Annotated in this window: 30 protein-coding genes; 16 read left to right on the top strand and 14 right to left on the bottom strand. The window is 40.5% G+C overall.

Annotated elements, in window-relative coordinates; genetic code table 11:
• Positions 1-37: 37 nt before the first annotated feature.
• Positions 38-1057 (bottom strand): alpha/beta fold hydrolase, encoded by a 1020-nt coding sequence (locus J3L16_RS12045; RefSeq protein WP_207613230.1) that lies wholly within the window; start codon positions 1055-1057, stop codon positions 38-40.
• 66 nt (positions 1058-1123) lie between these two features.
• On the opposite strand from J3L16_RS12045, the gene J3L16_RS12040 reads away from it, so the two are divergent.
• The 3 genes from J3L16_RS12040 to J3L16_RS12030 all read left to right on the top strand — a co-directional run bounded on the left by J3L16_RS12040 (position 1124) and on the right by J3L16_RS12030 (position 3021).
• Complete coding sequence (locus J3L16_RS12040) at positions 1124-1876, top strand: glutathione peroxidase (protein ID WP_207613229.1); 753 nt, start codon at positions 1124-1126, stop codon at positions 1874-1876.
• Positions 1877-2042: 166 nt separating this feature from the next.
• Positions 2043-2732, top strand: a complete 690-nt coding sequence (locus J3L16_RS12035) for an AAA family ATPase (protein WP_207613228.1) — start codon at positions 2043-2045, stop codon at positions 2730-2732.
• Complete coding sequence (locus J3L16_RS12030; RefSeq protein WP_207613227.1) at positions 2725-3021, top strand: replication protein RepA; 297 nt, start codon at positions 2725-2727, stop codon at positions 3019-3021. The genes J3L16_RS12035 and J3L16_RS12030 overlap by 8 nt, the downstream gene beginning before the upstream one ends.
• A gap of 30 nt (positions 3022-3051) precedes the next feature.
• On the opposite strand, the gene prsR is transcribed toward J3L16_RS12030, so the two are convergent.
• Genes prsR through J3L16_RS12015 form a run of 3 tightly spaced genes read right to left on the bottom strand, consistent with a single transcriptional unit; the run spans position 3052 to position 7598 of the window.
• Positions 3052-4407: a PEP-CTERM-box response regulator transcription factor gene (gene prsR / locus J3L16_RS12025; RefSeq protein ID WP_207613226.1), complete on the bottom strand. Its 1356-nt coding sequence runs from the start codon at positions 4405-4407 to the stop codon at positions 3052-3054.
• Positions 4408-4418: 11 nt separating this feature from the next.
• Complete coding sequence (gene prsK / locus J3L16_RS12020) at positions 4419-6446, bottom strand: XrtA/PEP-CTERM system histidine kinase PrsK (protein WP_207613225.1); 2028 nt, start codon at positions 6444-6446, stop codon at positions 4419-4421.
• 24 nt (positions 6447-6470) lie between these two features.
• Complete coding sequence (locus J3L16_RS12015; RefSeq protein WP_207613224.1) at positions 6471-7598, bottom strand: beta-ketoacyl-ACP synthase III; 1128 nt, start codon at positions 7596-7598, stop codon at positions 6471-6473.
• Positions 7599-7873: 275 nt separating this feature from the next.
• Here J3L16_RS12015 and J3L16_RS12010 point away from each other — a divergent pair, with 275 nt between their 5' ends.
• On the top strand, positions 7874-8647 hold the full coding sequence (locus tag J3L16_RS12010; protein ID WP_207613298.1) for a M48 family metallopeptidase: 774 nt from the start codon (positions 7874-7876) through the stop codon (positions 8645-8647).
• A 93-nt stretch (positions 8648-8740) separates the two neighbouring features.
• On the opposite strand, the gene J3L16_RS12005 is transcribed toward J3L16_RS12010, so the two are convergent.
• Positions 8741-9571, bottom strand: coding sequence for a mechanosensitive ion channel domain-containing protein (locus tag J3L16_RS12005; protein ID WP_207613297.1), 831 nt, complete (start codon positions 9569-9571; stop codon positions 8741-8743).
• Between the two features lie 193 nt (positions 9572-9764).
• On the opposite strand from J3L16_RS12005, the gene J3L16_RS12000 reads away from it, so the two are divergent.
• The 5 genes from J3L16_RS12000 to J3L16_RS11980 all read left to right on the top strand — a co-directional run bounded on the left by J3L16_RS12000 (position 9765) and on the right by J3L16_RS11980 (position 13928).
• A complete protein-coding gene (locus tag J3L16_RS12000; protein ID WP_207613223.1) occupies positions 9765-10499 on the top strand; it encodes a 16S rRNA (uracil(1498)-N(3))-methyltransferase in 735 nt (244 codons plus the stop codon).
• A gap of 96 nt (positions 10500-10595) precedes the next feature.
• Entirely contained in the window at positions 10596-11573 is a 978-nt protein-coding gene (gene gshB, locus J3L16_RS11995; RefSeq protein WP_207613222.1) for a glutathione synthase, read from the top strand.
• Positions 11566-12132 (top strand): YqgE/AlgH family protein, encoded by a 567-nt coding sequence (locus J3L16_RS11990; RefSeq protein ID WP_207613221.1) that lies wholly within the window; start codon positions 11566-11568, stop codon positions 12130-12132. The genes gshB and J3L16_RS11990 overlap by 8 nt, the downstream gene beginning before the upstream one ends.
• 72 nt (positions 12133-12204) lie before the next feature.
• Positions 12205-12624 carry a Holliday junction resolvase RuvX gene (gene ruvX, locus J3L16_RS11985; RefSeq protein ID WP_207613220.1) on the top strand — a complete coding sequence of 140 codons (420 nt, stop codon included), beginning with the start codon at positions 12205-12207 and terminating at the stop codon, positions 12622-12624.
• Positions 12625-12716: 92 nt separating this feature from the next.
• Positions 12717-13928, top strand: a complete 1212-nt coding sequence (locus J3L16_RS11980) for a glycosyltransferase family 2 protein (protein ID WP_207613219.1) — start codon at positions 12717-12719, stop codon at positions 13926-13928.
• A 76-nt stretch (positions 13929-14004) separates the two neighbouring features.
• On the opposite strand, the gene J3L16_RS11975 is transcribed toward J3L16_RS11980, so the two are convergent.
• Together J3L16_RS11975 and J3L16_RS16440 are read right to left on the bottom strand one after the other, a co-directional pair.
• Positions 14005-14544, bottom strand: a complete 540-nt coding sequence (locus tag J3L16_RS11975) for a hypothetical protein (protein ID WP_207613218.1) — start codon at positions 14542-14544, stop codon at positions 14005-14007.
• An 83-nt stretch (positions 14545-14627) separates the two neighbouring features.
• Complete coding sequence (locus J3L16_RS16440) at positions 14628-16196, bottom strand: YHYH protein (RefSeq protein WP_278252854.1); 1569 nt, start codon at positions 16194-16196, stop codon at positions 14628-14630.
• Between the two features lie 263 nt (positions 16197-16459).
• Between J3L16_RS16440 and hpxO the strand changes: the two genes are divergently transcribed.
• A complete protein-coding gene (gene hpxO, locus J3L16_RS11965) occupies positions 16460-17629 on the top strand; it encodes an FAD-dependent urate hydroxylase HpxO (protein ID WP_207613217.1) in 1170 nt (389 codons plus the stop codon).
• Positions 17630-17684: 55 nt separating this feature from the next.
• Here the strand turns inward: hpxO and gloA are convergent, their stop codons facing one another.
• Complete coding sequence (gene gloA / locus J3L16_RS11960; RefSeq protein ID WP_207613216.1) at positions 17685-18230, bottom strand: lactoylglutathione lyase; 546 nt, start codon at positions 18228-18230, stop codon at positions 17685-17687.
• 225 nt (positions 18231-18455) lie between these two features.
• Between gloA and J3L16_RS11955 the strand changes: the two genes are divergently transcribed.
• A complete protein-coding gene (locus J3L16_RS11955) occupies positions 18456-19451 on the top strand; it encodes a hypothetical protein (protein ID WP_207613215.1) in 996 nt (331 codons plus the stop codon).
• Positions 19452-19490: 39 nt separating this feature from the next.
• Here J3L16_RS11955 and J3L16_RS11950 read toward each other — a convergent pair whose 3' ends face one another.
• Genes J3L16_RS11950 through J3L16_RS11940 form a run of 3 tightly spaced genes read right to left on the bottom strand, consistent with a single transcriptional unit; the run spans position 19491 to position 21977 of the window.
• Positions 19491-19808, bottom strand: a complete 318-nt coding sequence (locus J3L16_RS11950) for a DUF2007 domain-containing protein (protein ID WP_207613214.1) — start codon at positions 19806-19808, stop codon at positions 19491-19493.
• Positions 19809-19814: 6 nt separating this feature from the next.
• Entirely contained in the window at positions 19815-20927 is a 1113-nt protein-coding gene (locus J3L16_RS11945; RefSeq protein WP_207613213.1) for a PilT/PilU family type 4a pilus ATPase, read from the bottom strand.
• A gap of 9 nt (positions 20928-20936) precedes the next feature.
• A complete protein-coding gene (locus J3L16_RS11940; protein WP_207613212.1) occupies positions 20937-21977 on the bottom strand; it encodes a type IV pilus twitching motility protein PilT in 1041 nt (346 codons plus the stop codon).
• 31 nt (positions 21978-22008) lie between these two features.
• Here J3L16_RS11940 and J3L16_RS11935 point away from each other — a divergent pair, with 31 nt between their 5' ends.
• Genes J3L16_RS11935 through J3L16_RS11925 form a run of 3 tightly spaced genes read left to right on the top strand, consistent with a single transcriptional unit; the run spans position 22009 to position 24124 of the window.
• Complete coding sequence (locus tag J3L16_RS11935) at positions 22009-22707, top strand: YggS family pyridoxal phosphate-dependent enzyme (protein WP_207613211.1); 699 nt, start codon at positions 22009-22011, stop codon at positions 22705-22707.
• Positions 22708-22720: 13 nt separating this feature from the next.
• On the top strand, positions 22721-23542 hold the full coding sequence (gene proC, locus J3L16_RS11930) for a pyrroline-5-carboxylate reductase (RefSeq protein ID WP_207613210.1): 822 nt from the start codon (positions 22721-22723) through the stop codon (positions 23540-23542).
• Positions 23543-23572: 30 nt separating this feature from the next.
• A complete protein-coding gene (locus J3L16_RS11925; RefSeq protein ID WP_207613209.1) occupies positions 23573-24124 on the top strand; it encodes a YggT family protein in 552 nt (183 codons plus the stop codon).
• Positions 24125-24206: 82 nt separating this feature from the next.
• On the opposite strand, the gene soxR is transcribed toward J3L16_RS11925, so the two are convergent.
• Positions 24207-24683: a redox-sensitive transcriptional activator SoxR gene (gene soxR / locus J3L16_RS11920; protein WP_278252853.1), complete on the bottom strand. Its 477-nt coding sequence runs from the start codon at positions 24681-24683 to the stop codon at positions 24207-24209.
• Between the two features lie 108 nt (positions 24684-24791).
• Here soxR and J3L16_RS11915 point away from each other — a divergent pair, with 108 nt between their 5' ends.
• Positions 24792-25211 carry a VOC family protein gene (locus J3L16_RS11915; RefSeq protein ID WP_207613208.1) on the top strand — a complete coding sequence of 140 codons (420 nt, stop codon included), beginning with the start codon at positions 24792-24794 and terminating at the stop codon, positions 25209-25211.
• 33 nt (positions 25212-25244) lie between these two features.
• On the opposite strand, the gene J3L16_RS11910 is transcribed toward J3L16_RS11915, so the two are convergent.
• Both J3L16_RS11910 and J3L16_RS11905 read right to left on the bottom strand, forming a co-directional pair.
• Positions 25245-25589, bottom strand: a complete 345-nt coding sequence (locus J3L16_RS11910; protein WP_207613207.1) for a HopJ type III effector protein — start codon at positions 25587-25589, stop codon at positions 25245-25247.
• A gap of 11 nt (positions 25590-25600) precedes the next feature.
• Positions 25601-25906 carry a hypothetical protein gene (locus tag J3L16_RS11905; RefSeq protein WP_242698811.1) on the bottom strand — a complete coding sequence of 102 codons (306 nt, stop codon included), beginning with the start codon at positions 25904-25906 and terminating at the stop codon, positions 25601-25603.
• Between the two features lie 158 nt (positions 25907-26064).
• Here J3L16_RS11905 and J3L16_RS11900 point away from each other — a divergent pair, with 158 nt between their 5' ends.
• The gene (locus J3L16_RS11900; protein ID WP_207613206.1) at positions 26065-26757 is read left to right on the top strand and encodes a DUF1461 domain-containing protein; all 693 of its coding nucleotides are present in this window, start codon (positions 26065-26067) and stop codon (positions 26755-26757) included.
• The last annotated feature ends 34 nt before the right edge of the window (positions 26758-26791 follow it).

The raw sequence follows: 26791 nt of genomic DNA, 5'->3' as shown, positions 1-26791 counted from the left end.
TTAAAAAGCTGGGCTCAAATGCCCAGCTTTTTACGTTTTACAAACCAAGAAAATAAATATCCAGTAAGTTAGTCATTTTTGAAAATAGTGGGTTTGCCTTAGGAATTGCACAAGCATTTCTTGGGTCTACACTGTCTTTATCTATTTTGATGTTTGAAGCATGTGCTTTATCTAACACCAAATCTGCATGGCATAATTGGTTACTGTCATGAATATAAAACACCGTGTTTTGTCCATCACTGTAATTCAATAAGTTCTTTACGCCGTCAATAGGCACAGTTAAATCAGCTTCAGAATGCGCAACAAATACAGGTTGACGAATACGCTCACCTTCATCTAACTTATCTCTTATAGACTTAATAATTTCCATCAGCTCGATGCCTGAAGAATTTGGCACGCCTGAGTATTTATAAGGGTTTTGATGAGTCGAAACATACTTTCTGTCTAACCAGCGAGCCAAGCGAGGTATTCCCCATATCTTAGAGAGGTTCTCCGCATTTCCAGATAGTGCTAACGCCCCAGAAAACAGCAAAATTCCACTAATATTGTCGGGGTTTCGCAATGAGTAATCGACAGACAAGGCACCGCCGGTAGAAAATCCACCAATAATCACTGTGTCACCAAATTCAGGTGCTATTGCCATGACATCAGATACGTGTTTTTGCCAATGCTCGGACAAGTCATAGTCTAACATTGCTGCTTTTGCGTCAGCTTCATCTTTCACGCCATGAGCAGGCAACAATGGCACAACGACGTTCATCCCTAAATCAAATAAATAATCTGCAATAGGGCGCATATAGTAAGGCGAGTCACTCAAACCATGAAACAGTACAACGGTTTTTGCGGTTTTATCGCCGTGGTGCAATATATAAGGCGCCACCCCCGTATTTCGGAGTTTATCTGAACAAACAACAAATTCAGATTGGGTACCACATGATTCTACTGCTTTAAACCTTTGTTCATACAACTGCTGAAAACGACCAAATGCGCTATCAAGGGGACTAGCACATAATTGGAAAGAGAAAAAAATAAAAGTGATAACAATTAATTTGTACAATTCACTTGCCCTAAATAGGATGACATACGCTACACTTTACCAAAATCACTGACGGAGTTAATCACTATGAGCGAAACTAATGCAAAATTTCCTAATCGAGAAGGACAGACAGTTCCAAATGTTACCTTTGCGATCCGCGATGGCGAAGATTGGATAAGTAAAACCACTGACGATATCTTCGCAGGAAAAAATATCGTTGTGTTTTCTTTACCTGGTGCATTCACACCTACCTGTTCGTCTACCCACTTACCTCGTTACAATGAACTTGCCGACGTTTTCAAATCAAACGGTATCGACGGCATTGTATGTATCTCTGTTAACGATACGTTTGTAATGAATGCATGGGCGCAAGATCAAGAAGCTAGCAATATTGAAGTATTGCCTGACGGTAATGGTGAATTTACCGATGGAATGGGTCTTCTTGTAGACAAAAATGATTTAGGTTTTGGTAAGCGTAGCTGGCGTTATTCTATGTTAGTTAAAGACAAGGTTATCGATAAAATGTTTATTGAGCCAGACCTTCCAGGCGACCCGTTTGAAGTGTCTGATGCTGATACTATGCTAAAACATGTTGCTCCAGACGCAGTGTGTAGTGCTGCGGTGAGTATTTTCACAAAACCCAATTGTCCTTTCTGTACAAAAGCAAAAGCTTTGCTGAGCCAGCATAAAATGCCTTATGAAGAAATCGCTATGGGCAAAGATGCAAGCAGCCTTTCTTTACGCGCCGTAACAGGAAGAAGTACTGTTCCTCAAGTATTTATAGATGGACAGCACATTGGCGGAAGCGATGACCTAGAAGCTTACTTCAACGCCCAGTAACCGATGACTTTTCATACTCTGTAGCAGCTCCACCTAATAGCGCTACAGAGTATTCTGAACTTTTTATAAAAAAGTATAAATATCCATCCCTATAGATAATTTTTCATCCGTCTTCTTATTGAAGCTTGTCCTAACTTTGTACTAAGACCATGTTGAGGAACAAATTATGATAGTGTTGATTGGCGGTGAAAAAGGCGGAAGTGGTAAAAGCTGCCTAGCGCAAAATATTGCGGTATATTTGAGAACAGAGAAAGATGCGTCTGTATTGATGGTTGACTGCGACCCTCAGCGTACAACCTCTGACTGGATCCAAGAGAGAACCAGCAACGACGACCTTCCTGATATCAACTGTGTTCAGTTATACGGAAAAATACGCAATGAATTAATGAGTTTAAGAAACCACTACGATTACGTCATCATTGACTGTGGAGGTCAAGATAACTTAGCGTTGAGATCATCAATGGCAGTAGCCGATCATATTCTAATACCTCTACGACCCAAGCGTAGAGACTTAAAAACTGTTCCTCATATGGAAGATGTTTTATCCACCTGTAAAATGGTCAATCCTAATATGAATGCGGCTTTCGTGATTACCCAATGCCCATCATTACCCTCCTTAGCGAGTAGAATATTAGATGCAAAAGAAGTTTGTCGCTCTTTCGAAGTTCCTGTTTTAAATTCAGTAACCTACAGTCGAAATATGTACGATGATTCAGAAGAATCGGGTATGTCGGTAATGGAAAGTGAGCCCGATGGTAAAGCCGCTGTTGAAATCCGCAGTATCATTGAAGAATTAATTGCACGGGGACAAACTAATGAGCTTTTCGAGCCTGAAAAAATCCACGCAGTTGGATAGACCTCGACTCGTAACCGCTGATCAGTTTATCGACGATGCTGTTTCTTATGCCAACGGTGTAAGATCCGGCCTAAGCCAAAAAGAGCGGTTAATGGTTGTTCCACATATGGTGAATGTGGAAACTAAAATGAGGCGCGCAACCTTTACATTAAGTAGTGAAACCATAGACAATTTATCTGAAGTGGCAAAGAGAACCGGTATTTCCAAATCTCGTATCATTCGAATTTTATCTAAGCAGCACTTAGGTAACGAGAAGGACCCAATATTACTGGAAAGTAAAACAAAATAATAAACCACATTGCGAACTTAGCACAGGTAATTAATTACCTGTTTTAAGTTCGCCCATTTCATATTTATCAATTAACGAATACAACGTAGGGCGAGTCACTCCAAGCATTTCGGCTGTTTTCGACATATTACAGTCTGACAGCTGGTAGGCTCTTCGAATAGCTTTGCTTTCTGCCTTTTCTCGTACTTCTCTTAAGTTAAAGACTTCGATACTGTCGCTGCGTTCCATTAACCCCAAGTCATCAGCTTGAACAACTGTACCTTCAGCCATAATGACTGCTGACTTCAATTTATTTTGCAGCTCTCTAATGTTACCTGGCCACTTGTGAGCAAGCATGGCGTTAATAGCTCCTTCACTGAAACTTTTTATTTTTGAGTTAAATTCTTCTTTGTATTGCGCTAAAAACGTTCTTGCGAGTAGAACAATGTCTTGCTCTCTGTCTCTCAATGGCGGAATATAAATAGGGATTTCGCTGACTCTATAATACAAGTCCTCTCGAAATGTTTGCTCTGCAACCATTCCCTGTAAATCTCTGTGAGTAGCACACACCACTCGAATATTGACGGGAATTTCACTGCGCCCTCCCACTCTCTCAATCACCCGTTCTTGCAAAAAACGCAGCATTTTCGCTTGAAGACCAATAGGCATATCACCAATTTCATCTAAAAACAAAGTACCGTTTTGAGCCGATTCGATTTTACCTGGCGTGGTTTTATTTGCTCCGGTAAATGCCCCTTTTTCATAACCAAAAAGTTCACTTTCTAATAGGTTTTCAGGGATAGACGCACAATTTATCGCAACAAACGCTTCGTCTTTTCTAGGACTATTTTCGTGAATTGAGCGAGCGAACACTTCCTTACCCGTGCCGCTTTCGCCTTGCAACAATGTGCTAATATCCGTATTCGCAATTTTTTCAGCTTTGCGCATTACGGTTTGAATAGCCTCGCTATTCCCGATAATTCTTCCCATACCTTTACTTGATTGGGAAAGAATACGATTCTCTCGTTCCAAATTAGATAGATTAAGAGCTCTTGCAACTAATAGCTTGATGGTGTCTGAATCGATTGGCTTCTGATAAAAATCGTATGCGCCTAACTCTATTGCTTTAAGTGCATTTTCTTTATCGCTATTTCCTGTCACCACTATCACTTTAGTTGTAGGAGAAAGCGCCAAAATTTCTTCCAATGTCCTTAAGCCTTCAGAGGCATTAGCAGGGTCAGGCGGTAGCCCTAAATCAAGCGTCACTACTTTGGGTTCATGACGTCGTAATTGTGCTATAGCACTTGTGCGATCTTCCGCATATGCAACATCATAATCTGTAAAACTCCATTTTAGTTGCTTTTGAATACCTAAGTCATCATCAACAACTAATATTGCTTCCTTCATAGTGTTTCCTTTTAAGAAATCGGGAACATGAGAGTGAATGTCGTACCTTTACCGACTTCACTTTCTACGTCTAGTTTACCGTCAATACTGTCTAAATAGCTTCGAGCATCATACACTCCAATACCCATTCCAGCATTCCCCTTGGTTGTATCAAAAGGAGTAAATAAGCGATGTTGAATAAAGCTCTCTGACATCCCTTCTCCAGAATCACTCACTTTAACTAAAAGGGAATTTCTATTTTTATCACAGTCAATACTTACACTAACAAAACCATCATCTTTTGTTGCTTGCTGTGCGTTACTAATTAAATGGTAAAATACATTCATTACCTTTTCGTGTTCAATTAAAAGCTCTGTTTCGGCATTTAATGTTAACGAGGGAATGGGGAGCAAACTTTGACAGCGTTCATTAATAACTTTTGATACTAACTCAGACATGAGTATAGGTGTTCGATGCTTATTTTGTTCAATATTTTTATCAGTTAACTGCCTCAACATGTTATCCATTCGGGACTTGGTATGCTCTAAGGTTTCAAATGTATCATCTATAAACTCAGGGTTATGCTTATGTTGTTCAGCATTGGCTAAAATAAGATCAATTTGCGCCAAAACATTTTTCAAGTCGTGTAACACAAAAGCAGACATGCGATTAAACGCAGCAAACTGCGCATTCTCAGCCAATATTTTAGCCGCTTCGTGATGAGACAAGTAAGTATTCACTTGCTCTGTAACGGCTGATAGATAATCTTTCACTTCCCAATCTAACGATATCGTTTCCGTTTCTACTGAATTGAGCAAAACCACACTTTGTATTTTATGGTCATGAATAATCGGGATCACTATCTGAAAACGAAATGTGTAGACCTCATCTTTGCTAATCGACAAACCTGGATAATCATAAGGTCGAAACTTGAATTGGTTTAAATCCAGTACCCATTGGGTTTTTTCACAGTATGAAACAAGAACATGAAGTAACTTTATTTGAGCTTTAGAAAGTTCATTGACATTACTTTTTGCCATTGTATCAAAATGTTCTCCATTCATTTTAAGCAGAATGCCTTGGTCATAGTCAATTGAAGACATAAATGCATGCAATGCACGATGATGAACATCGTGAATATCTTTAATTGGATCAGAAAGCGTTTTAGTTAATTTAACCCACTCTACCCGGTAGTCATACTGGTTAGCAAAAAAGTGTTTAGTGATAAATATCTTTATTTTGCTGCGGATTTGGTTCGATAAAAACACCGAAGCAAGTACCACTGCAGAGCTAATAAACATAATGATTTCAATGGTCGTCGTCCACCTACCACCAAAGTAATTCACTGCGTAACCAGCTAAAGACATTATCAGCAGATACCCTCCGGTCACCAGTAGCAATGAACTATGAAGAACTACATCTCGGGAAACAAAAATATTGATACCCCAGTGCTTGATACGCCGAATAGCCAAGACCAAAAAAGGCACGAGTATAAAATAAACATACCCTCTAACCGATATAAATCTACCGTCAAAATTACCGATCATTATGGTATTGGCATACAACACAAATTCATAAAGTTGAGTTGCTCCCAAAAATAAAACTAAGGGTTTAAATTCCCATTGCTGTTCACCGGATTGACGATAAACCAATTCCAAAATAATAAGGACTTCAAGAGCAAGAAGGGTCTGTAACAAAGAAAACCAAGTCGCATCTAACTTAACGATGAAAGGAACAATAAAAACAGCTGTGGGTACGCTGAGAATAATCAAGGTTTCAGGGCGCTTCAACACCCCCAAAACCGAATTAAATTGCGCTCGAATACACGAAGATAAAAACAACAACCATGCTGCTTGCTTTAAGGTGTCCGCTATAAAAAGCGATTGTCCTGTAATAGGGCTTTGAACAAAACTAATAAAACTAATTGACCACAGCACAGTAGACAACACTGCGACAACCAAAAGCTGCTTTGCTACGCCTGACTGCCTAGAAGTAAACAATAGCAGTAAGAGTAACAGATAACCTATGGCATTAATGCTGTATCCGATATCAGTAAGCATAGTTGTTAACCACCCAGTTCGTTATCATCCGCGCTTTTTAATAACTAAACTACCAATAGAGTATCCCGCGCCAAAAGAACAAATAACGGCAAGATCATCCTTCACCAAATCTTCATGATTTAAGGCTAACGCGATAATCGACCCTGCAGAGGCAGTATTGGCATACTTATCTAACACAATTGGCGCCTCTTCTGCTGAAGGATCTCGACCTAACAGCTTTCTAGATATAAGCTGATTCATATTGATGTTCGCCTGATGTAGAAACCATCTCTTTACATTTTCAGGCGTCAATTCATAGTCGCTCAAATGACTTTGTATATGTTCAGCAGCCATAGGGCAGACTTCTTTAAATACTTTTCGTCCCTGCTGTTGGAACAACTTATCCGCTCCGTAAGGGTCATTATCGTGTGCTCGATTTATATAACCAAAGTTAGAGCGAATATTGTTTGAAAATTGGGTTTTGGCTTTTGTGCCCAATATTGAATACACATGATCTGAATTGGCTGTATCACTGCGCTCAATAACAATGGCAGTGGCAACATCACCAAAAATGAAGTGACTATCTCGGTCTTTATAATTTGCTTGAGGAGACACAAGCTCAGGATTGATAACCAAAACACATTTGGCACTTCCCGCTACCACCATTTCGTGGGCACGGTGAATACCAAAAGTAGCGGCCGAACACGCAACTAACATGTCAAAACCAAACCCTTCAATACCTAAAGCGCCTTGTACTTCGATTGCCATCGAAGGATAAGCCCGTTGAGTGTAGGCGCAAGATACAATGACTGCATCAATGTCTGATGCTTGTTTGTTCGCCGCTGCCATTGCTTTTCTTGCAGCATTTACTGCAATTTCTGCTTGATGAGAGAGTTCATCGTCTTTGCGCTCGGGTATAACAGGGCACATACGGTCAATATCCAGTACACCCTCTTTTTTATAAATGTATCGGCTTTTTATTCCCGAAGCCTTTTCAATAAAAGCAGCACTGCTCATTGGTTTTGCGTCTAACGTTCCCGCCTCAATTTCAGACTCGTGGTCTAGGTTGTAACGTTCTGCCCATGCATTATAACTCGCCACTAACTCTTCATTGCTTATACTTTCAGGCGGTGTCCACAAACCTACGCCACTGATTACACTTAATTCAGACATAACTCTCACGTTCAAAAATAATTACGTCTATAGCTTAACGATATGAAGCACTAAAGTCATAAAAATAACGCAAATGCACCAAATAAAACGCTTAACTAACGACAACATCTTAAAAATAGAAAAACACAGTGTACCTTACTGACATGCTCACACTGAAGAAAAGACCCAAAATTATTGTTAATATAAAAATAACTTTTACCGTTCCATTTTGATTTCACCAGAACAAAAGAGACAGCGTTATGAATATAAAGGATCCGCACTACATCAATAAAGCCATGCTCGCCGTGTGTTGTTTAATTTTCATTGCAGGGTGTGCAACTTCCCCCACAGGTCGGAGTCAGTTTTTGTTATTTAGCACTGATCAACTCGACACCATGGGCACCCAAGCATTTAGCGCAATGAAAACTGATTTAACCATATCTACTCAAGCTGTAGAGAATGCCTACGTTCAATGCGTTGCCAATGCACTTATTCCTCACGTGCCTAAAAGTGCGTTTGACGGACAATGGGAAGTGGTTGTATTTGCTGATGAGCAAATTAACGCTTTTGCTTTACCTGGTGGCAAAATAGGGGTTTACACCGGATTGTTAAAAGTAGCTGAGACAGATGATCAACTTGCCGCAGTTATTGGTCATGAAATCGGTCATGTTATTGCTCAGCACAGTAACGAAAGAATGTCGCAATCACAGCTTATTGACATGGGAAATCAAGCGTTAAATGCGGTATTAGCGGCCAATGAGGTCCCTCAAAATAATATGATAATGTCCGCTATTGGCTTGGGTGTCCAAGTAGGAGTACAACTTCCCTTTAGCCGAGCCCACGAATCGGAATCTGACACCATTGGTTTAATTTTGATGGCTCAAGCGGGCTTTGACCCTAGAGAATCTGTTACTTTGTGGGAAAACATGGCAGCAGTCAGTGGTGATAAACCTGTTGAACTGCTATCTACACACCCTTCTGAGGCAACACGAATCAATAATTTACAAAACAATATGCCATCGGCTTTGGTTGACTTTAACAACACCACATCTCGTCCTCAATGCGGTTAGTAGTTTCGCTATAGTGACCACTTGTTGATTTACATTGAACAATAAAAAAGGGCTCTATTGAGCCCTTTTTTCATAAATAATTAAATCAGCCTATTATTCTGATTCATTTTTATGAACGTGCACATCCATTTGAGGGAAAGGAATTGAAATGCCTTCTTCGTCAAATCTCAATTTAACTTTTTCAGTGAAATCGAATTTAACACCCCAGAAATCCGCTGTTTTTGCCCAAGGTCTAACTGCAAAATTCACGCTGCTATCGCCTAGCTCAGCAACTACAACTACTGGTGCTGGATCTTTTAAAATGCGATCATCTTGTTCAGTCAACTCAAGTAAGATGTTCTTAGCTTTAAGTATGTCGTCGTCGTAACCAATACCAAATACCATATCTACACGGCGAGTTTCTTTAGCCGAGTAGTTAGTAATGTTGTCACCGTATATGCGGCCATTAGGAACGATAACTTCTTTGTTATCTGGCGTATTCAATGTTGTAGTAAAAATACCGATATTTTGAACCGTACCCGATGTACCACCTGCGTCCACAAAGTCACCAGAACGAATAGGTTTAAACACCAACAACATGACACCTGCAGCAAAGTTCTTCAGTGAGTCTTGTAACGATAAACCTATCGCCAAGCCTGCAGCACCGATAATAGCGACAAGAGATGTGGTATCTACACTCAATTGGTTAAGTGATGCAATGATCACAACCAGCATTAATACCGCTCTTAAAATAGAGCCTAAAAAGTTAACTAGCATAGGGTCGTATTTCGACTTACCCATTAACTTTATAAAAGTAGAAACAATCACGCCGACAACAATACGTCCGACAATGAATATTAAAAGTGCAAAACCAATATTAATTGCCCAAGGTATTGCGTATGTATCAATTAGCTCTTGTATGCGTTCAGGTGATAAATCCACGATGAACCTCCTCTAAGATTGTGTTTTTATTTAGGGTATTATTAGTCTTTTTTTAGACTTTCGCGGAGATTTTAGTCTGATTACACGCTAAATGCTCTTTTTAATTTTACTTTTTGTTACATTTTACCCAAAAACATATAAAACCAAAGTAAACTATTCCCTTGCTTACAGCCTTAATATTCAAAATTCAATTACTATGAGAATAACCCGATTTTTTCACCCCGAACCATTGCAAGTAGATACACAAATAGAGCTCAGTGCAGATGCAGCTCATCATTGCGTAAACGTTTTACGTTTGAAAGCCGGCGTATCCGTTGTTCTATTTGACGGTACTGGTAAAGAATTTGCCTGCGAATTAGTTGATGTACAAAGGCGTAAAGCGTCTGTTGAAGTAATGACTGAATTACACATAGACCCTCAATCGCCTATTTCCATTCATCTAGCACAAGGTGTGTCAAAAGGTGACCGCATGGAGTGGATATTACAAAAAGCCACTGAACTAGGTGTAACAGACATCACCCCAATTATCACCGAACGCTGTAATGTTAAACTTGATGAAGACCGTTGGCTGAAGAAACATGGCCAATGGCAAAAAGTCATTATCGGAGCATGTGAGCAATCAGGCAGAAACACCTTACCGACTTTACATAAAGCCATTCCACTAGCTAAATTCTATGCAGAATCCACAAATCAAAGCCGTATTATTTTGGCGCCAACAGCAGACTCACATTTTCACGATGTAGCGCAACCGAGTACCCATGGGTACCGGTTAGTCATTGGTCCAGAAGGCGGCTTAACAGACAGCGAAATTCATCAGTTAAAAGAATCTGGCTATCAAGAATCTCGTTTCGGCCCTAGAATATTAAGAACCGAAACGGCCGCACTCGCGGCACTTGCTGTGTTACAGCACCGAGTGGGTGATTTATATTAACCCTCCGTTCAAGTTGAAATTGTGATAAATATTCAACTTGATTTGTGGTTACTATGCCCCATAGTACTAAGACTAAGCTAACTGAGAATGACTCCAATGACCTATTCAATCGGCGTAATAATGGATCCTATCGACTCCATTACCCCATACAAAGACACCTCTTTCGCTATCATGTTAGAAGCACAAGCCAGAGGCGCCACCATTTATTACATCGAAATGGCCGATATGTATATTGATCAAGGTAAGGCCATGGTGATAACTCAAACCATTTCAGTTACCGATAGAGCTGCTGATGAGACTCACGATTATTATACTTTCACGTCTGAAAAATCGTCCATTCCTCTAAGTGACATTAATGTGTTATTCATGCGCAAAGATCCTCCCGTAGATAGTGAGTTTATTTACGCCACACACATGTTATCACTGGCTGAACACGAAGGCTCTTTAATTGTAAATAGTCCTCAAGCTCTTCGGGATTTCAACGAAAAATTGTTTACCTCGTATTTCCCAACCCTAATTCCACCAACCTTAGTAACTCGCTCAGCGGCATTAGTGAAAGATTTTCACAAGCAGCACGGCACGGTTATTTGTAAGCCTTTGGATGGTATGGGTGGTGCGTCTATTTTCAAAATAGACGAAAGTGGCAGTAACCTAGGTGTCGTTATTGAAACTTTAACAGCTCAGGGCTCGGTACAAATGATGGTACAAAAATTTATGCCCGAAATTAGTGAAGGCGATAAGCGAATTCACATTGTTAACGGTGAAGTTATGCCCTATGCATTAGCTCGTCTACCTACTGCAGGTGAAACTCGAGGCAATTTAGCCGCAGGCGGTACTGGCCGACCTCAGCCATTAACCGAATCAGACTTTGCAATAGCCAAGCAAATTGCTCCAACTTTAGTTGAAAAAGGAATTTTCTTTTGCGGATTAGATGTCATTGGTGACAAAGTCACTGAAATTAATATTACTAGCCCAACTTGCGTAAGAGAAATAGAAGCCAAATACAATAGCGGCGTATTAAGTAAGTTGTTTGACGGGATTGAAGATAAATTAAACGAGACGTTAAATGACTGATATCAGTAGCCTTCAAAATTACTTTTTGATTGCAATGCCAACACTAAGTGATAGCTATTTTGAGCGTTCACTTATGTACATTTGTGAGCACAGTGAAGAAGGCGCTATGGGGCTAGTGATTAATAGCCCCACTGAAATGACATTAAAAGAATTACTGCAACAAACTGATAAAGACGCCGTTGTCGATGATGAAAAAGCAGATCAAATCATTCTTGCCGGAGGCCCGGTCAATCAAGAGCGTGGGTTTATTTTGCACACGCCACAATCGGGCTGGTCATCAAGCGTGTCTTTGAATGACGACGTTATGGTTACCACATCAAAAGACATTCTTAGCGCTTTAGGTAATGAGGATGGACCGCTGAAATCAGTTATAACCTTAGGCTACGCAGGCTGGACAGCCGGTCAACTAGAACAAGAAATTCAAGACAATGCTTGGTTAGCCGTAGAAGCCGATACAGATATTTTATTCGAAACGCCTATACACAAACGCTGGCAGGCCGCAGTGAACAAGCTAGGTGTTGATGTATGGCAACTGGCACCGAGTAATGGCAATGCATAAATTTATCGTTGCTTATATCACGGTTGGTTATAACAGCCTTGGTTATAACACCATAGCTTGTAACCGCACCTTATGACGCAAACCGTATTAGCCTTCGATTACGGCACTAAAAGTATTGGCGTTGCCATAGGCCAAATGGTCACCTATACGGCTTTTCCTTTGCAGGCGTTAAAAGCCAATGATGGCATCCCCAACTGGGATGAGATTCAACGCATATATGACGAGTGGCAGCCCGATAAAGTGGTAGTCGGCTTACCTTTAAATATGGACGGCAGCGAACAAGAGATTACTCAGCGCGCTAAAAAATTCTCCAACCGGCTACTTGGTCGCTTCAAAATACCTGTAGAGCTCTATGATGAACGGCTATCCACTGTTGATGCAAAATCCATGTTGTTCGAACTTGGTGGATACAAAAAACTGTCGAAAGGCAAAGTCGACAGTGTTTCTGCCTGCGTTATTTTTCAAAGCTGGGCTGAAGCGGGTTTGGGTTAGAGTTAGTAACTGTTGCAGGTATTTCACTCTCACCAGTTATTGTTGTAACCTTTATCATTGCAAGGTCTACTTTTTGAGGAAGAAAAAAATTAATGGACGAACGTCAAAGCCAATTTGATAAACCAAAAATAAAAATCATCGCTATTGCTAAAGATGAAGGAGCTTACATTTCGGAGTGGATTCATCATCACTTGTACTTCGGTTTTGATGCAATTGAAATACACATCAACCGCACATCCGATAACTCTATTGATATAATTAACACTATTTCTAATGTGTATCCAGAAGTTAGCTGGCAGTCTGCAGATTGGGTTGATATGTGTTCTAGTGACGCACGTAAGCATATGCAGTTTATTGTCTATGCATCTGCACTCGCTGAGTTAAGAAAAAACGGAGAGTTTAGTCATGTATTTTTCCTTGATATCGATGAGTTTTGGTGTCCTTCTGACCTAACGCTGAAAATTCAAGATTACCTGTTAACTTTCCCATCAGATCACGCGCTGTTTTTTGAATGGCTAAATGACCTAGGAGACTTACCTGAATTTAGTTCAATACCAAAAAACTTGAAGGGAAACCCTTCCCCCCTAGGAAAAACGTTATTACCTGCCAACGCAGATATTGTCGAAATACGCAATCACGTTTCATTACTCAAAGACAAATCTAAAGTGAGATTGGCAAATGGCACTCTATTTCAAGGGCGACCAAAAATGCAACAAGCCTTACTAAAAGAGTTGTCTGGCCTAAAAGATGCTTTTATTTATCATCGCGCTCACCGTTCGCAATTAGAATACATTTCCTTAGTATTCAGAGGAAGACCTGGAAACGAGTTCAAATATAAAAATAATCGCGCAGGCTTACCAAATAAAGATAAGCCTGTTGATACAGTCTTATTTCCAGATAGTGCTTATGCACTTTATCAAACAAGCCTCCAATCCTTTTTGCAAAAAGTACAAGTGGAAGATTTACTGCCAGAAGCTATAGACTATGTAAAAACGAGATATGTTAAATCTATAAACAATATAAAATCTGGTTTGCAATCGAATTACGAAGATATGATGAAAATTTTTAGTGGCGTGCATAGCCCTCAAGTCATTGAAAAATTTAGTCAATACCGAGAAGAGAAAGTAAGGCGTCGCCCTAAAAATGTTCCTCTTATACGGCAGTTTGCATTAGATGCTCGACATCAAAATATTGATGAAGCTATAGCGCTTATGAAAAAGGCGAAGACCCTTAGGCCTGAAAACAAAATAATTGCCAACGATTTAACGCGATTTGAAAGCATGAAATCAGCGCCAAAAGAATAGGTAAATTTTATTCAATAGAAAATCCCCCAGCGAACCACGTTGGGGGAAATGTGACGGTTTAGTTAAGGGTGCGTCATTATTCAGAAAAAACACTAAAATTCAGCGTCGATGCTGTTGGTGTTAACACGCTTTTTTCTTCAAACTTGTGTGCTTTGTTTTTCACTGTAATTTCAATAGATTGCTCGGAATTGGTTTGACCAAAAAGGCCAAGTGAATAGTTTAAATTTGCGTCCGGTTCGTGAACTGTATACTTCCCCGTTACAATGAGCTGCGTTGCGGGTTCATCAATGTGATGATGAGATAACACAGGAGATAACAATAACCCTTGCAAACTGATTTCCTGTTTTCCGTTTTTCAAACTTATATTGCTTTTTACCGTTTCTGCAATGTCTGTGCGCTTATCTCTAAATTCAGTCTTCGACAGTTTGCCATCATTATCTGTATCTATACCCTCAAACGCGCTGACAGGAACAGACAAAACCATATATATGCCATCATCAACAATATTCAACGTGCCTTTTTGAGCAACCATAATGTGAGCTTGTGCAAGAGGCAGAACTCCGCTTAAGCCAATTGTAAAAAACGTGATTGCCATCTTTGTTATAGAAATTTTCATATCTATCTCCTGCAGATCTATGTCATGAAAACAAACCAAAATCGGTTAGGGACGAAGAGTAAATCGCCCCTAACCCTGTTTTATTATTGTGGAGGGCCACCAGCAACATCACCTACATCACCGGTTACACACCGCTGGAAGTACGGGTAAGTATCTGTAGCGTAATAATGATAAATGCCATCTGGGAATTCAGGTGTAACACCAAATCGCCCATTACATTCGTCTAAATCACCAGACCCTTCTACATATTCCCAATCTTGAGCAAAGGTACCTAGTGAATAGACATCCACCGATGGACGTAAATCTGAAACTTCACCCACAAGTTGATAACTGCCGGTAAGTGCGACAATGTCTGAATCAGGATTGTTTGCTTCGCTGTAACCATAACGAGCATAAATTGGGAAACCATCAGCAGCCCAGCCAATTAAGGTAATAGTCTCGCTATTCCCCCCTTGCAACGTTATAAAGCCTTCAGGCATTCCATGATAATGATACGTACCTTCAGGTTGAACATGGGCATTGTTGTCATCGGTACCAAAATCAAAACTGGAATGGCCCAAGGCTTCAATATTCCAGCTTCCACTGTTATCAATTAGGCTGCAATTTTCACCTAAATCTTCACAGCTTCCCGCTGTGCTTGCATCTATTTTTACGCCATTCAATACATAACCAGTTGGACCTCTTGGGCCACCTAATTCACTGGCCGTTCCAGTTTCTTCTGGTGTGAGTGTGTAATTAGCAGAAACACTTTGCTCTGAAATGGTATTGGGATTACCACTGTTAGGAAATTCACCAACTTCGTGATCAGGGATACCGTTGGCAACTAGCAAACGCTCACCGTCAACACAGCTCCACTGAGCAGAACTGGTTAATTGAACTGATTCTGAGTCGTTAAATTCGTTGTAATCGTAGTCACACAAAACGCCATCGGTTGTAGCGGTACCCGTTGCCAGTTCCTGCACTGTGACTTGCACGCTATCCGATTCACTTGATATAACACCATTATCAACCACCAATTCTATTGTGTACGTACCCACTACGTCAGCGACAAAATCAGGCATTATCGCGGTAGTGTCAGATAAACTCGCGCTGCTGCCAGTAGGTATGTCAATGAAGCTCCACAAATAAGTTAATACATCTTCACTGCCACTAGTACTTTGCTCACCATTCAAGGTCACTGTGCTGTTAACAATAACAACTTGGTCTGTACCCGCGTTTGCCGTAGGCAAAGACACATCTGAATCTAGATTAGTTACTGTGACACTGACTGAATCACTTGTGCTATCGCCGTCGTCGTCTGTCACTGTCAAACTAAAAACTAAGGTTTCATCAGTATCCACTTCAGGTGCTATAAAAGAAACAGTTTCCGATTCAGTATTGTCTAACGCAACACTGGTACCACTGGTCTGTACCCATGCATAACTGGCTATTGAACCGTCTGAATCGCTAGCACTGGCGGTTAAAGTAACACTGGTATTTTCATCTACCGTTTGATCGGTTCCCGCATCCACAGTAGGAGCTTGATTAACTTCCGTCGCCACATCACTATCGCTATTACTATCACTTCCACCGCAGGCTGATAACAATGTAAAAGCAGCGAGAGAAACCGCTACATTCGTTTTGTTCCAACCGAATTTGTTACCTTTATTCATTTTCAGCTCCTGCTTAACTTGCCTTGTTTACATTAACGTCGTTGAGTAACACGAAGCATAGCGAGTAAGTGTGCAGAATTAGTGCAGATGTGGCGGAAACACAATGTATTTGTCACCAATTAATGGGATTTTTAACCCTCTACACAAAACAGGTACATCGACAAAAATAACAGCACTTAGGTATTTAATTTTTTGTGGTATATTGAAACTGAAAAGAACGATTTAATAACCGAATTTAAAAACTAGAACAGCGAGAAGGAAAGATGAAGGCACTTATAATTGGTGCAGGTATTGGTGGCCTGTCAGCAGCCGTTGCGTTAAAAAAGCAAGGTATTAGCTGTGAAATATTCGAAGCCGTAAAAGAAATAAAGCCAGTCGGCGCTGCGCTATCAATTTGGCCAAACGGCGTAAAATGTATGAACCACCTTGGAATGGGCCATATTATGGATGAACTAGGTGGGCCAATGAATAATTTAGCCTATTGCGACGGCTTTAACGGTCAAGTAATGACTCAGTTCAGCCTTGCGCCTTTGGTCGAAGCGGTAAAAGAACGCCCTTGCCCAGTATCTAGAGCGAAATTACAAAGTAAAATGATCGACCATTGGGGCAAAGATAAAGTCCAATTCGATAAACGAATCTCGCGAGTAGAACAAACTGAAACTTCGGTTACTGCTCATTTTGTTGATGGCACATCAGCAACAGGCGATTTTATGATTGCCGCGGATGGCACCCACTCTGTTGCCAGAGAACATGTTCTTGGTCATAGCGTTGAGCGACGCTATGCTGGCTACGTGAATTGGAATGGTTTAGTGGATATCGACGAAGCCATTGCCCCAGCCGAGCAATGGACAACCTATGTAGGGGACGGCAAGCGAGTATCAGTCATGCCCATTGCTGACGGACAGTTTTATTTCTTTTTTGACGTACCATTAGACAAAGGTTTGACTGAAGACAGAAGCACTGTGGTCTCTAATTTAAAATCTTATTTTGAAGGTTGGGCAGAACCCGTACAAACCCTGATTGATGCGATAGACCCGCAAACAACCAACCGCGTAGAAATTCATGACATAGAGCCTTTCGATACCTTTGTTAAAGGCAATATTGCACTATTAGGTGATGCCGCTCACAGCACAACTCCAGATATTGGGCAAGGTGGCTGCTCGGCCATGGAAGATTCTGTGGTGTTAGGTAAATGTTTTGCAGAGCAAGGTCACGCAACTCATGATGACATGAGACGAGCCCTGAAAAGCTATGAAGAAAAGCGTCATCTTCGCGCTAAAGATCTTGTATTAAAAGCAAGAAAACGCTGTGATGTGACCCATGCTAAAGACCCGAAAGCCACCCAAGCTTGGTACGATGAACTTCGCACAGAAAAAGGTGAAAACATCATAGAAGGCTTACGCCAAACCATCATTCATGGCCCTCTAGGTTAAACAAGGTTCACAAGAACAAGACGAGCAACTTGAGCTCTCTTGTTCTTGCCCTGCTCTACTTTAAATGCGGTCCGCAAATGTCGTTTACTTGTGCTGCATTATAAATTTCAACCCAATACCCATCAGGGTCTTTAATAAACGCAATGCCTTTCATACCGCCATCATTAGCCCGTTTGTGAAACGGAACATTGAAAGATTCAAAACGCTCGCACGCACTATCAATATCGGGTACGTGAAAACCAATATGACCAAACCCTTTGGGCTCGCTATTACCATTGTGGTACTGCATTGTTTCTGCTGTATCACCCCAATTATGAGTTAACTCCAGCATAGCGGGACGACCAAAGGTTTGTTCCACCCGAGCTGCATCATCTTTACTTATATCTGAAAAATCTTCCCCGGTGCTTAAAAAATACAGGCTGAATTTCATTTCGCTAAAATCTAAACGCTTTAACAGAGTCATACCCATGATTCGAGTATAAAAATCCAGTGAACGTTTAGGATCTGCAATGCGCAGCATGGTTTGATTAAAAACATACCCTTGGGTCGCCGAATCTTTGTCTTCGCAAAGGCCTTCGGCTTTATCAAAATGACGACTCATACTATTTACTCTTTTTTAGGAAAGCGGATTCTGCTTGTTACAGTTAGAAACAAGACAGCGATAAAAGATAAAGAATACACTGTTTATTAAAGTTGACGTTTATGTTTGTAATAAAACGTATCAGCAGCCCAATATTCACGATAATTTACAATTAAATTGACCTCTTCTTTTAGAAAACGTTTATTATTTATTCTCAGTCGAGAGTTCACAGGAGGCACATTATTTATGTATACCGATGAAGATTTAAATTTAGCCGTCGAACAAGGTATTTTCAGTCAAGATGCTGTCATTGAATTTAGAGACTCTATGGCTTCACACAATCACTCACCCGCTGTTGATGAAGAAAATATTCGGCTTGTAGCAAGCTTTAACGACATTTTTGTCGTCATTGCTTGTTGCCTGTTATTATTTTCATCACTATTCGTTTTGAAGCCTATTAACGAAACATTAGGTTACGTGAGCTTTATTGCAATTTCTTGGGGATTAGCTGAATTTTTTGTACTGCGAAAAAGAATGGCGTTGCCGGCAATTGTACTGATGATAGCATTTGTTGGCGGTGTGTTTGCATTACTCATGCCTCAATCAATTCAGCTTGAGTCTTTCAAATTAGTATTTGCTTCAGGTTTTGCGGCCATTGCAGCCTACGCACATTGGCGCAGATTTCACGTACCTATCACTGTTGCTACAGGCACCTTTGCCGCTTTAGCCTTAACGGTTTCCAGCTTAATCTACATTTTCCCACTGTTAAAACACATACTCTTTATACTGATATTTATGAGTGGAGTCATTACCTTTGCCTTCGCTATGTATTGGGATTCTTCAGATACGTCCCGCACGACCTCAAAGTCTGACGTTGCCTTTTGGTTACACCTTATATCGGCTCCCTTAATTATTCACCCTGTCTTTTCCATGCTAGACGTTCTCGGCGGAAACGAAAGTGTATTAAGCATGAGCTTAGTTGTAGTCTTGTACCTATTAATGACCATTGCGTCTCTTATTATCGACCGCAGGGCATTTATGGTTTCGTCATTAATTTACGTTGTATACGCTCTTAGCACTATATTTAATAGCTTTGGAAGCGTTGGTTATGGCTTTGCGTTGACGGGGGTCATAATGGGCTCTGCGTTATTATTACTATCGGCGTTTTGGCACTCTGTACGCAGGTCAATAACACAAAAGTTACCTCAGAGCATAAGAGCTTACGTGCCTGAAGCCAGCTAACTGTGCGAAAATCATTAACATCAATAAACCAGCCTCGATTCATTCTGTGTCAGGGCTGGCTTCTCCACACTGCCAACACACTTCGAAGGCAGCATCATTATCCTCTGTGCATCGATAACACGTCCAATCTCGACTATTCGCTGCAACCTGTTTTAAATCTTCCACAAGTGCGTTAGCTCGGGCAAACCAGTCATCGTCAATTAACCAAACTTCAGGCTGAACGTCAAAGGGCGACAACTCGCCCATTGCACCGGATGAAAATTCATTTTTAACCATAAAAGGAATACGATGAGCTTCAAGTAACTGTGCCACCTGCTGAATTGAAAACCAATCATTACTGACGTACAGTTTTTTCACTACAGACTAGTCCATATCAATAGAAACATTAGACAGGGTGCCAAGGCTATCGCCTTCCCTTGAATCCAGTTTGATCATCAGGCGCAAGTCGTTAGGCGAATCAGCATGATGCAGAGCTTGCTCTAAATCGATACGCCCTTCTTTGTATAGCTCGTATAGCGCCATATCAAAGGTCTGCATCCCCATTTCTTTGCCTTTTTTCATGGCTTCTTTTAATTCACCCATGTCATTTCGACGGATCATATCGCCAATCAGTGGAGAATTAAGCAGGATTTCAATTGCCGCAACGCGACCTTTTCCATCGACGGTAGGAACAAGCTGCTGCGCAACAATCGCACGAATATTTAGACTTAAATCAAACCTCAATTTGTCGTGCAAATCTTTCGGCGCCAAATGCATAATACGTTCAATGGCCTGGTTTGCGTTATTCGCATGAAGCGTAGCAACACACAAATGCCCCGTATCGGCAAAAGACATTGCATATTCCATCGTTTCCATAGATCGGATTTCACCAATTAAAATAACGTCTGGTGCTTGACGCAAAGAGCTTTTTAGAGCGTCATCAAATGTTTGTGTGTCCAATCCCACTTCTCGTTGTGTAATAACACAATTATTATGTTCGTGAACAAATTCAATAGGATCTTCGATAGTTAGGATATGCCCTTTTGAATGCTCATTTCTGTGTCCAATGAGTGCCGCAAGAGACGTCGATTTACCTGTCCCTGTTCCCCCTACAAACAACACCAAGCCTCGTTTAGCCATAATGATGTCTTTCAACACAGGTGGAAGACCCAAATCTTCTGCTTTGGGGATTTGCGAGACAATGCGCCTTACAACCATGCCCGCCAAATCACGCTGCCAAAATGCACTGCAACGAAAACGACCAACACCGTCTCTTGCAATGGCAAAATTGCACTCTCGGCTGGTTTTAAATTCTTCTTTTTGGCTTTCTGTCATCGCTTCATGCACTAGAGCCAAGGCTTGTTCATCAGACAATACCGCATCATTAAATGGCGTAATTGTGCCATCAACTTTTGCACTTACAGGGTAGTTTGCCGTTACGAATAAATCGGATGCTCCTTGGCTCACCATATATTCTAGGCATTCATTTAGGTTCATGTATTACTCCTACATACCAAAGCTTTGTTTGTTAATACATTTTTCTAATGCATCTTGCCTAGAGATAACCCCCATTCCAACCAACCGCTGTAAACATTGGTCCATCGTCTGCATACCATGAGATTGTCCAGTTTGAATAACCGAGTACATTTGCGGTACTTTGTCTTCACGAATTAGGTTGCGAATAGCAGGGATCCCTACCATTATCTCATGTGCAGCCACTCGTCCTCCTCCCTGCTTTTTCAGCAAAGTCTGAGAAATCACAGCGCGAAGAGATTCCGATAACATAGAGCGGATCATGCTTTTTTCTGCAGCGGGGAATACATCAATAATACGGTCAATGGTTTTTGGCGCAGAGTTAGTATGCAGGGTCCCAAACACTAAATGCCCTGTTTCCGCCGCAGAAATTGCTAATCGAATGGTTTCTAAATCACGTAATTCACCCACTAAAACCACATCGGGATCTTCACGTAATGCCGAACGAAGTGCATTGTTAAAGCTCAATGTGTCTCTGTGAACTTCACGCTGGTTGATCACACATAGTTTATTGTTGTGAACAAATTCGATGGGATCTTCGATAGTCAGAATATGTTCTCTTTTGTGGGCATTAATATGGTCGACCATGGCCGCTAAGGTAGTACTTTTACCAGACCCCGTAGCTCCTGTTACTAAAACGATCCCCGTAGGTTGGTTAATAATTTCTTTAAAAATTTCAGGTGCACCTAGTTCATCTAAAGTGAGTACTTTACTAGGAATGGTTCTTAAGACAGCCGCAGCACCGCGATTTTGAACAAAGGCATTGACACGAAAACGTGCAAGATCTTTTACTTCAAAAGAAAAGTCTGTTTCTAAGTTTTCTTCGTATTCTTTACGTTGTGAGTCATTCATTATTTCATAAATTAGTGCGTGTACATCTTTATGGTCTAATGCTGGAACGTTTAGTCGTCTCATTTCACCGTCTACACGAATTACAGGAGGTAATCCGGCTGACAAATGTAAATCTGATGCATTGTTTTTAACACTGAAAGCTAAAAGTTCGGTAATATCCACAGACTGTCTTCTCCAAAATAACAAGGCTAGTATGCAAACCATAGCAGAACGATTGGATAACGCTCGAAAATCAATAAAGGATGCTACGATAAATGCACAACGTAATGTTGATTCTGTTCAATTATTAGCAGTAAGTAAAACAAAATTGGTATCGGAAATTACTCAAGCGTATAAACATGGACATCGAATGTTTGGCGAAAACTATATTCAAGAAGGTGTCAGTAAAGTCAAAGAAATGAGTGCTATGGCTGATATTGAATGGCATATGATCGGTCCAATACAATCTAATAAAACCAAAGATGTTGCCACCTATTTTGATTGGGTACAAAGTATCGACCGTGTAAAAATTGCAAAACGACTCAACGATCAACGCCCCGAAAGTTTACCGAATTTAAATGTGTGCATACAGGTGAATATTGACGACGAACCCACTAAGTCAGGTGTGAGCGTTAATGAGGTTGATACATTGATAAATGAAATAAAAACAATGCCTCGCTTATCTTTAAGAGGGTTTATGGCTATACCCAAAGCCGACGCCGAACTTCAAACACAAATCGCTTCTTTTAAAAAAATGCAGGGTTTATTTACTGATTACAGTAAATTGCACGCTGAATTTGATACCCTTTCACTGGGAATGAGTAATGACATGAATTTGGCAATACAACATGGTTCAACCATGGTCCGTTTGGGCACCGCTATTTTTGGTGCTCGTTCCTATTCTAATAATTAAAAGCGGAGTATAGATGCAAACTAAATCACTGACGTTTATCGGTGCTGGAAATATGAGTAGAAGTATTATTTCTGGGTTGGTAAATTCTGGCTATCCGGCATCCAAAATAATGGCCTGCAATAGGTCATCAGGTGCTCTAGATTCAATAAAATCAGACTTTGGCGTGAATGTAAGTACTAACAATGATGAAGGAATAGACTTTGCCGACGTGGTCGTTTTAGCGGTAAAACCTCAAATGATGGCAGACATGTGTGAGGCGTTAAACCAACACGGCAGGCATGCAGATACCTTATTTATTTCCATTGCTGCAGGTATCAGCATCCCGCGATTGCAACAAATGTTGGGAAATTCAGTACCGGTAGTACGGGTTATGCCTAATACGCCTAGTTTGCTAGGAAAGGGCATGTCTGGATTATACGCAGATGACTCTATTTCCAATGACGATAAAGCATTTGTAGAGCATATGATGAATGCGGTAGGCACAACAGTGTGGGTAAACAATGAATCCGATATTAACGGCGTTATTGCAGCCGCAGGAAGTAGCCCCGCTTATTTCTTTTTGTTTTTACAAGCTATGCAAGAAGAAAGTATTGCCATGGGGTTTGACAAAGAAACCGCGCGAGCTATGGTTCAACAGGCAATGCTAGGTGCCGCTGAAATGGTTTGTCACAATCCTACACTTGAATTAAGTGAGCTAAGGGCCCAAGTTACGTCTAAAGGTGGAACAACAGCACAAGCTGTTAATACATTTATCGACAATGGCTTAAAAGAGCTCGTCAGTAAATCAATGCAAGCGGCTGTAACACGGGCACAAGAGATGGAAAAAACGTTTTAATATGAATACTATTTTTGGAGACTTATCTTAATGAATGCGGTGTATTTTTTAATTGATTTCATCTTCGGTTTATATTTAATGATAGTGCTGCTTAGGTTGTGGCTACAAGCCGCAAGAGCAGATTTTTACAACCCGTTGAGCCAAGGAATAGTAAAAGCTACTCATCCAATTCTTGCGCCCATGCGCAGAGTACTCCCCTCTATTGGGCCCATAGACACGGCTATTGTCGTGTTAGCGTTAATCGTCTCTAGTGTCAAAATAATCGTTATAAATGCATTATTTTCGAGTGGATTTCCCGCGATTTCAGCGCTAGCCGTTGGAGCCGTGATAGATGTGATTAAAGAAGGCTTACAACTGATTTTTTGGGTACTTCTTTTACGCGCGATATTAAGCTGGGTTAGCCAAGGCAGTTCACCGGTGGAGTATTTATTACACCAATTGACTGAGCCATTATTGGCCCCGATTAGAAAAATACTTCCATCTACAGGTGGGTTCGATTTTTCTATTTTGATTGCGATCGTCGCGCTTCAGTTTTTTCAAATATTGTTGAATGATGTACTTCGAACTCTTTTGAGTGCGTAAAAACCCGCAAAGGCATTGTGCTCTTTACGTACTCTTTTTGTACGATGCCTTTATTTAAATATTTAGCTAGACACTACAAAAACTAATCACCTTTAAGGTCAATCAGAACCGCCCCAGTTCCTTTGTCTGCAAGCTTGTCATCTTCGTTATACAGTGGACATGCTTCCATCGATAAGCAGCCGCAGCCGATACACCCAGTTAAATAATCTCGTAATTTTTCCATACTTTGGATACGTTGATTTAGGCTCTCTTTCCAATGACTAGATAACCTCTGCCAATCTTTTTGGTTTGGCGCCGTTTTCCCCTTTAGCGTATCAAGCTGAATTTTAATTTCAGCTAAGGTAATCCCCATTTTCTGAGCCGCTTTAATCAATGAAACACGACGTAATACTTGTTTGTGGTAACGACGCTGATTTCCTGTATTACGAGTACTTTGAATGAGCCCTTTGCTCTCATAAAAATGAAGAGTAGATACCTTAACACCACAACGCTTTGCGACATCCCCTACCGTTAACGCTTCATTTGCACCTAACCTATTTCTCACATTTTCCATATTCATTCAGTTGCATTGCCACATGTTCTTTTTACTTTATCTCTATAAAGCCTTGACCTCAAGTTAACATGAGGTTTTACAGTATCTACTCACACAATGTCGATAAGGGTTCACATGTACTTAGAACATATCAATTTAACCGTCAGTAATATTGACGAAGCATTAACATTTTACCGAGCAGCATTTCCCGATTGGGTCATACGGGGAGAAGGCGAACAAGTATGGTTTGGAAAACCTCGTCGTTGGCTACATTTTGGCAACGAACATTACTATATAGTGTTATGTGATAACGGCGAAGGAAGTAATCGAGACTTAACCGGGCATCAAGTAGGGCTAGCTCATTTTGCGTTCGTCGTCAGCAATATTAAAGCGATGCAGACTCGACTATTAGAAGCTGGCTTTGTGCCCGATAAAGACGGCGCTGATGAACCCTACAGGACAAATTTATATTATATAGACCCAGCAGGTTTCGAAGTTGAGTTTGTGGAATATCACAGTGACCTAATGGCCGAAAGAAATACGTACGCCGCTTAATTTGGCGCACATTAATAAAGAGATGCCTAAGGGCTAAAGTGCACTAAGGGCTTCTCCTTCAAATTTCACTCCAGCCCAACCACTACGCATAAAATTACGGATATTCGCGTGATCACTCCCATCTGGATTCTGCAATACATCTTTACGGTAATAATCACCAAATAGCGCAACAGTTTGCGCTTCAGGTAAATTGTTTAGCTTTGCAAAATAAAACAATTTGCACGACCCCTCATTCGTACCCGCTTGATTAAAAGTATCACCGTTATGAAAACTGGTAGGCGTATACTTGTAGGTGTCTTCAATTACCTGAATGACATCTGAAAATTGGATAAGATTCGCATCTTCATTCAGCTGAGTGAGTAACGTAGAAATGGTCATAAACCTTCCTTTTATTGTGGCGTTAAAACGGTATAAGCGAAACTCAATTTACAATCGATATGCTTGAGTAATTTATTCACATAACTCGGGGCGCTGATTGCTCCCGAAATGTCATAACTTTCAACACGGACGAGTATTTCACAATCTTCAATAGCGATTTGCTGGCGCACATAAAAAATATTTAAGTCGTCTAAACAGCTTAACTGTTCATCCAATATCACCTCGCCAATATACCTATCCCCTTTAAGGTTTAGTTGATAACTTGAGCCTTTAATTTCATGGGTTAAGGTAATAGCTTGTAATTTATCTAGGTTCAAAAATCGAAAGGTAACGAGACTGTTAATGTGAAATGACTCCAACGGCGTACTATAAACTGAGTATTTAATGTATATTATACTGCATAGCGGAATGAGTTAGTGACACTATTTTAATGCAAATAAAAACAATAATTACACTGCTATTTAGCATTTCAAATATGTTTGTTTTAGTCGCCATATCGTGGTTTTTACTTTATCAGAGTAATTTTTTATATGGTTTTTGGCATGATCATGGTGGAATTCAGCAAAAAATAGAGCGCTATGCCCCACAAAACCGAAATATAAAAGGGTTCGAGAACACCTCAAAAATAGAAAGAACTCGTGTATTTAAGCGTATTAATTATGCCGTTCATATAGATAAAACAATTTTATCTACAATTACATTCATTACAAAAGACGATACGGAAAAGACACTGTTAACCCAAGATGAAATTCTTCATCTTGAAGATGTGGCTAATCTTATTCGTATTTTATATTACTTCATGGTCGTTATGGTGCTGTTATGGGCTTACTTGTTAGCTAAACACATCAAATCTTACAACCAATTTCCAAGCCTCTTAGGTCAAACAAAATCTGTAGGAGGCTTTATTGGAGTCATTGGTTTAAGCGTTATTTTCGTGGGGCCGACCAAGGCGTTTTACTGGTTACATGACGTTATTTTTCCAGACAATCACAAGTGGTTTTTCTATTACCAAGATTCACTGATGTCTACGTTAATGGCTGCGCCAGATTTGTTTGGCTGGATAGCGATAGAGTGGGTATTGTTGTTTTCAATTTGTTTCTATTTTATGCATTTAGGATTAAAAAAATTACACTTCAAAATGCATATACAGCACACATCTGCAAACTAGATTTCAATTGCTTTTAGATAAAATGTAACTCAAA

This window comes from Alteromonas sp. 5E99-2, assembly GCF_017368475.1.
Classification (GTDB): Bacteria; Pseudomonadota; Gammaproteobacteria; order Enterobacterales; family Alteromonadaceae; genus Alteromonas_F.
The sequence above is the reverse complement of the archived record's forward strand: the minus strand, read 5'-3'. Positions and strand labels throughout refer to the sequence as shown.

What these genes read in the sequence shown, in the direction of transcription:
- J3L16_RS12040 (WP_207613229.1), top strand. Translation starts at nt 1,124, where the DNA reads ATGAGCGAAACTAATGCAAAATTTCCTAATCGAGAAGGACAGACAGTT.
- J3L16_RS12035 (WP_207613228.1), top strand. Translation starts at nt 2,043, where the DNA reads ATGATAGTGTTGATTGGCGGTGAAAAAGGCGGAAGTGGTAAAAGCTGC.
- prsR (WP_207613226.1), bottom strand. Translation starts at nt 4,407, where the DNA reads ATGAAGGAAGCAATATTAGTTGTTGATGATGACTTAGGTATTCAAAAG.
- prsK (WP_207613225.1), bottom strand. Translation starts at nt 6,446, where the DNA reads ATGCTTACTGATATCGGATACAGCATTAATGCCATAGGTTATCTGTTA.
- J3L16_RS12015 (WP_207613224.1), bottom strand. Translation starts at nt 7,598, where the DNA reads ATGTCTGAATTAAGTGTAATCAGTGGCGTAGGTTTGTGGACACCGCCT.
- J3L16_RS12010 (WP_207613298.1), top strand. Translation starts at nt 7,874, where the DNA reads ATGCTCGCCGTGTGTTGTTTAATTTTCATTGCAGGGTGTGCAACTTCC.
- J3L16_RS12000 (WP_207613223.1), top strand. Translation starts at nt 9,765, where the DNA reads ATGAGAATAACCCGATTTTTTCACCCCGAACCATTGCAAGTAGATACA.
- gshB (WP_207613222.1), top strand. Translation starts at nt 10,596, where the DNA reads ATGACCTATTCAATCGGCGTAATAATGGATCCTATCGACTCCATTACC.
- J3L16_RS11990 (WP_207613221.1), top strand. Translation starts at nt 11,566, where the DNA reads ATGACTGATATCAGTAGCCTTCAAAATTACTTTTTGATTGCAATGCCA.
- ruvX (WP_207613220.1), top strand. Translation starts at nt 12,205, where the DNA reads ATGACGCAAACCGTATTAGCCTTCGATTACGGCACTAAAAGTATTGGC.
- J3L16_RS11980 (WP_207613219.1), top strand. Translation starts at nt 12,717, where the DNA reads ATGGACGAACGTCAAAGCCAATTTGATAAACCAAAAATAAAAATCATC.
- J3L16_RS11975 (WP_207613218.1), bottom strand. Translation starts at nt 14,544, where the DNA reads ATGAAAATTTCTATAACAAAGATGGCAATCACGTTTTTTACAATTGGC.
- J3L16_RS16440 (WP_278252854.1), bottom strand. Translation starts at nt 16,196, where the DNA reads ATGAATAAAGGTAACAAATTCGGTTGGAACAAAACGAATGTAGCGGTT.
- hpxO (WP_207613217.1), top strand. Translation starts at nt 16,460, where the DNA reads ATGAAGGCACTTATAATTGGTGCAGGTATTGGTGGCCTGTCAGCAGCC.
- gloA (WP_207613216.1), bottom strand. Translation starts at nt 18,230, where the DNA reads ATGAGTCGTCATTTTGATAAAGCCGAAGGCCTTTGCGAAGACAAAGAT.
- J3L16_RS11955 (WP_207613215.1), top strand. Translation starts at nt 18,456, where the DNA reads ATGTATACCGATGAAGATTTAAATTTAGCCGTCGAACAAGGTATTTTC.
- J3L16_RS11945 (WP_207613213.1), bottom strand. Translation starts at nt 20,927, where the DNA reads ATGAACCTAAATGAATGCCTAGAATATATGGTGAGCCAAGGAGCATCC.
- J3L16_RS11935 (WP_207613211.1), top strand. Translation starts at nt 22,009, where the DNA reads ATGCAAACCATAGCAGAACGATTGGATAACGCTCGAAAATCAATAAAG.
- proC (WP_207613210.1), top strand. Translation starts at nt 22,721, where the DNA reads ATGCAAACTAAATCACTGACGTTTATCGGTGCTGGAAATATGAGTAGA.
- J3L16_RS11925 (WP_207613209.1), top strand. Translation starts at nt 23,573, where the DNA reads ATGAATGCGGTGTATTTTTTAATTGATTTCATCTTCGGTTTATATTTA.
- soxR (WP_278252853.1), bottom strand. Translation starts at nt 24,683, where the DNA reads ATGAATATGGAAAATGTGAGAAATAGGTTAGGTGCAAATGAAGCGTTA.
- J3L16_RS11915 (WP_207613208.1), top strand. Translation starts at nt 24,792, where the DNA reads ATGTACTTAGAACATATCAATTTAACCGTCAGTAATATTGACGAAGCA.
- J3L16_RS11910 (WP_207613207.1), bottom strand. Translation starts at nt 25,589, where the DNA reads ATGACCATTTCTACGTTACTCACTCAGCTGAATGAAGATGCGAATCTT.
- J3L16_RS11900 (WP_207613206.1), top strand. Translation starts at nt 26,065, where the DNA reads ATGTTTGTTTTAGTCGCCATATCGTGGTTTTTACTTTATCAGAGTAAT.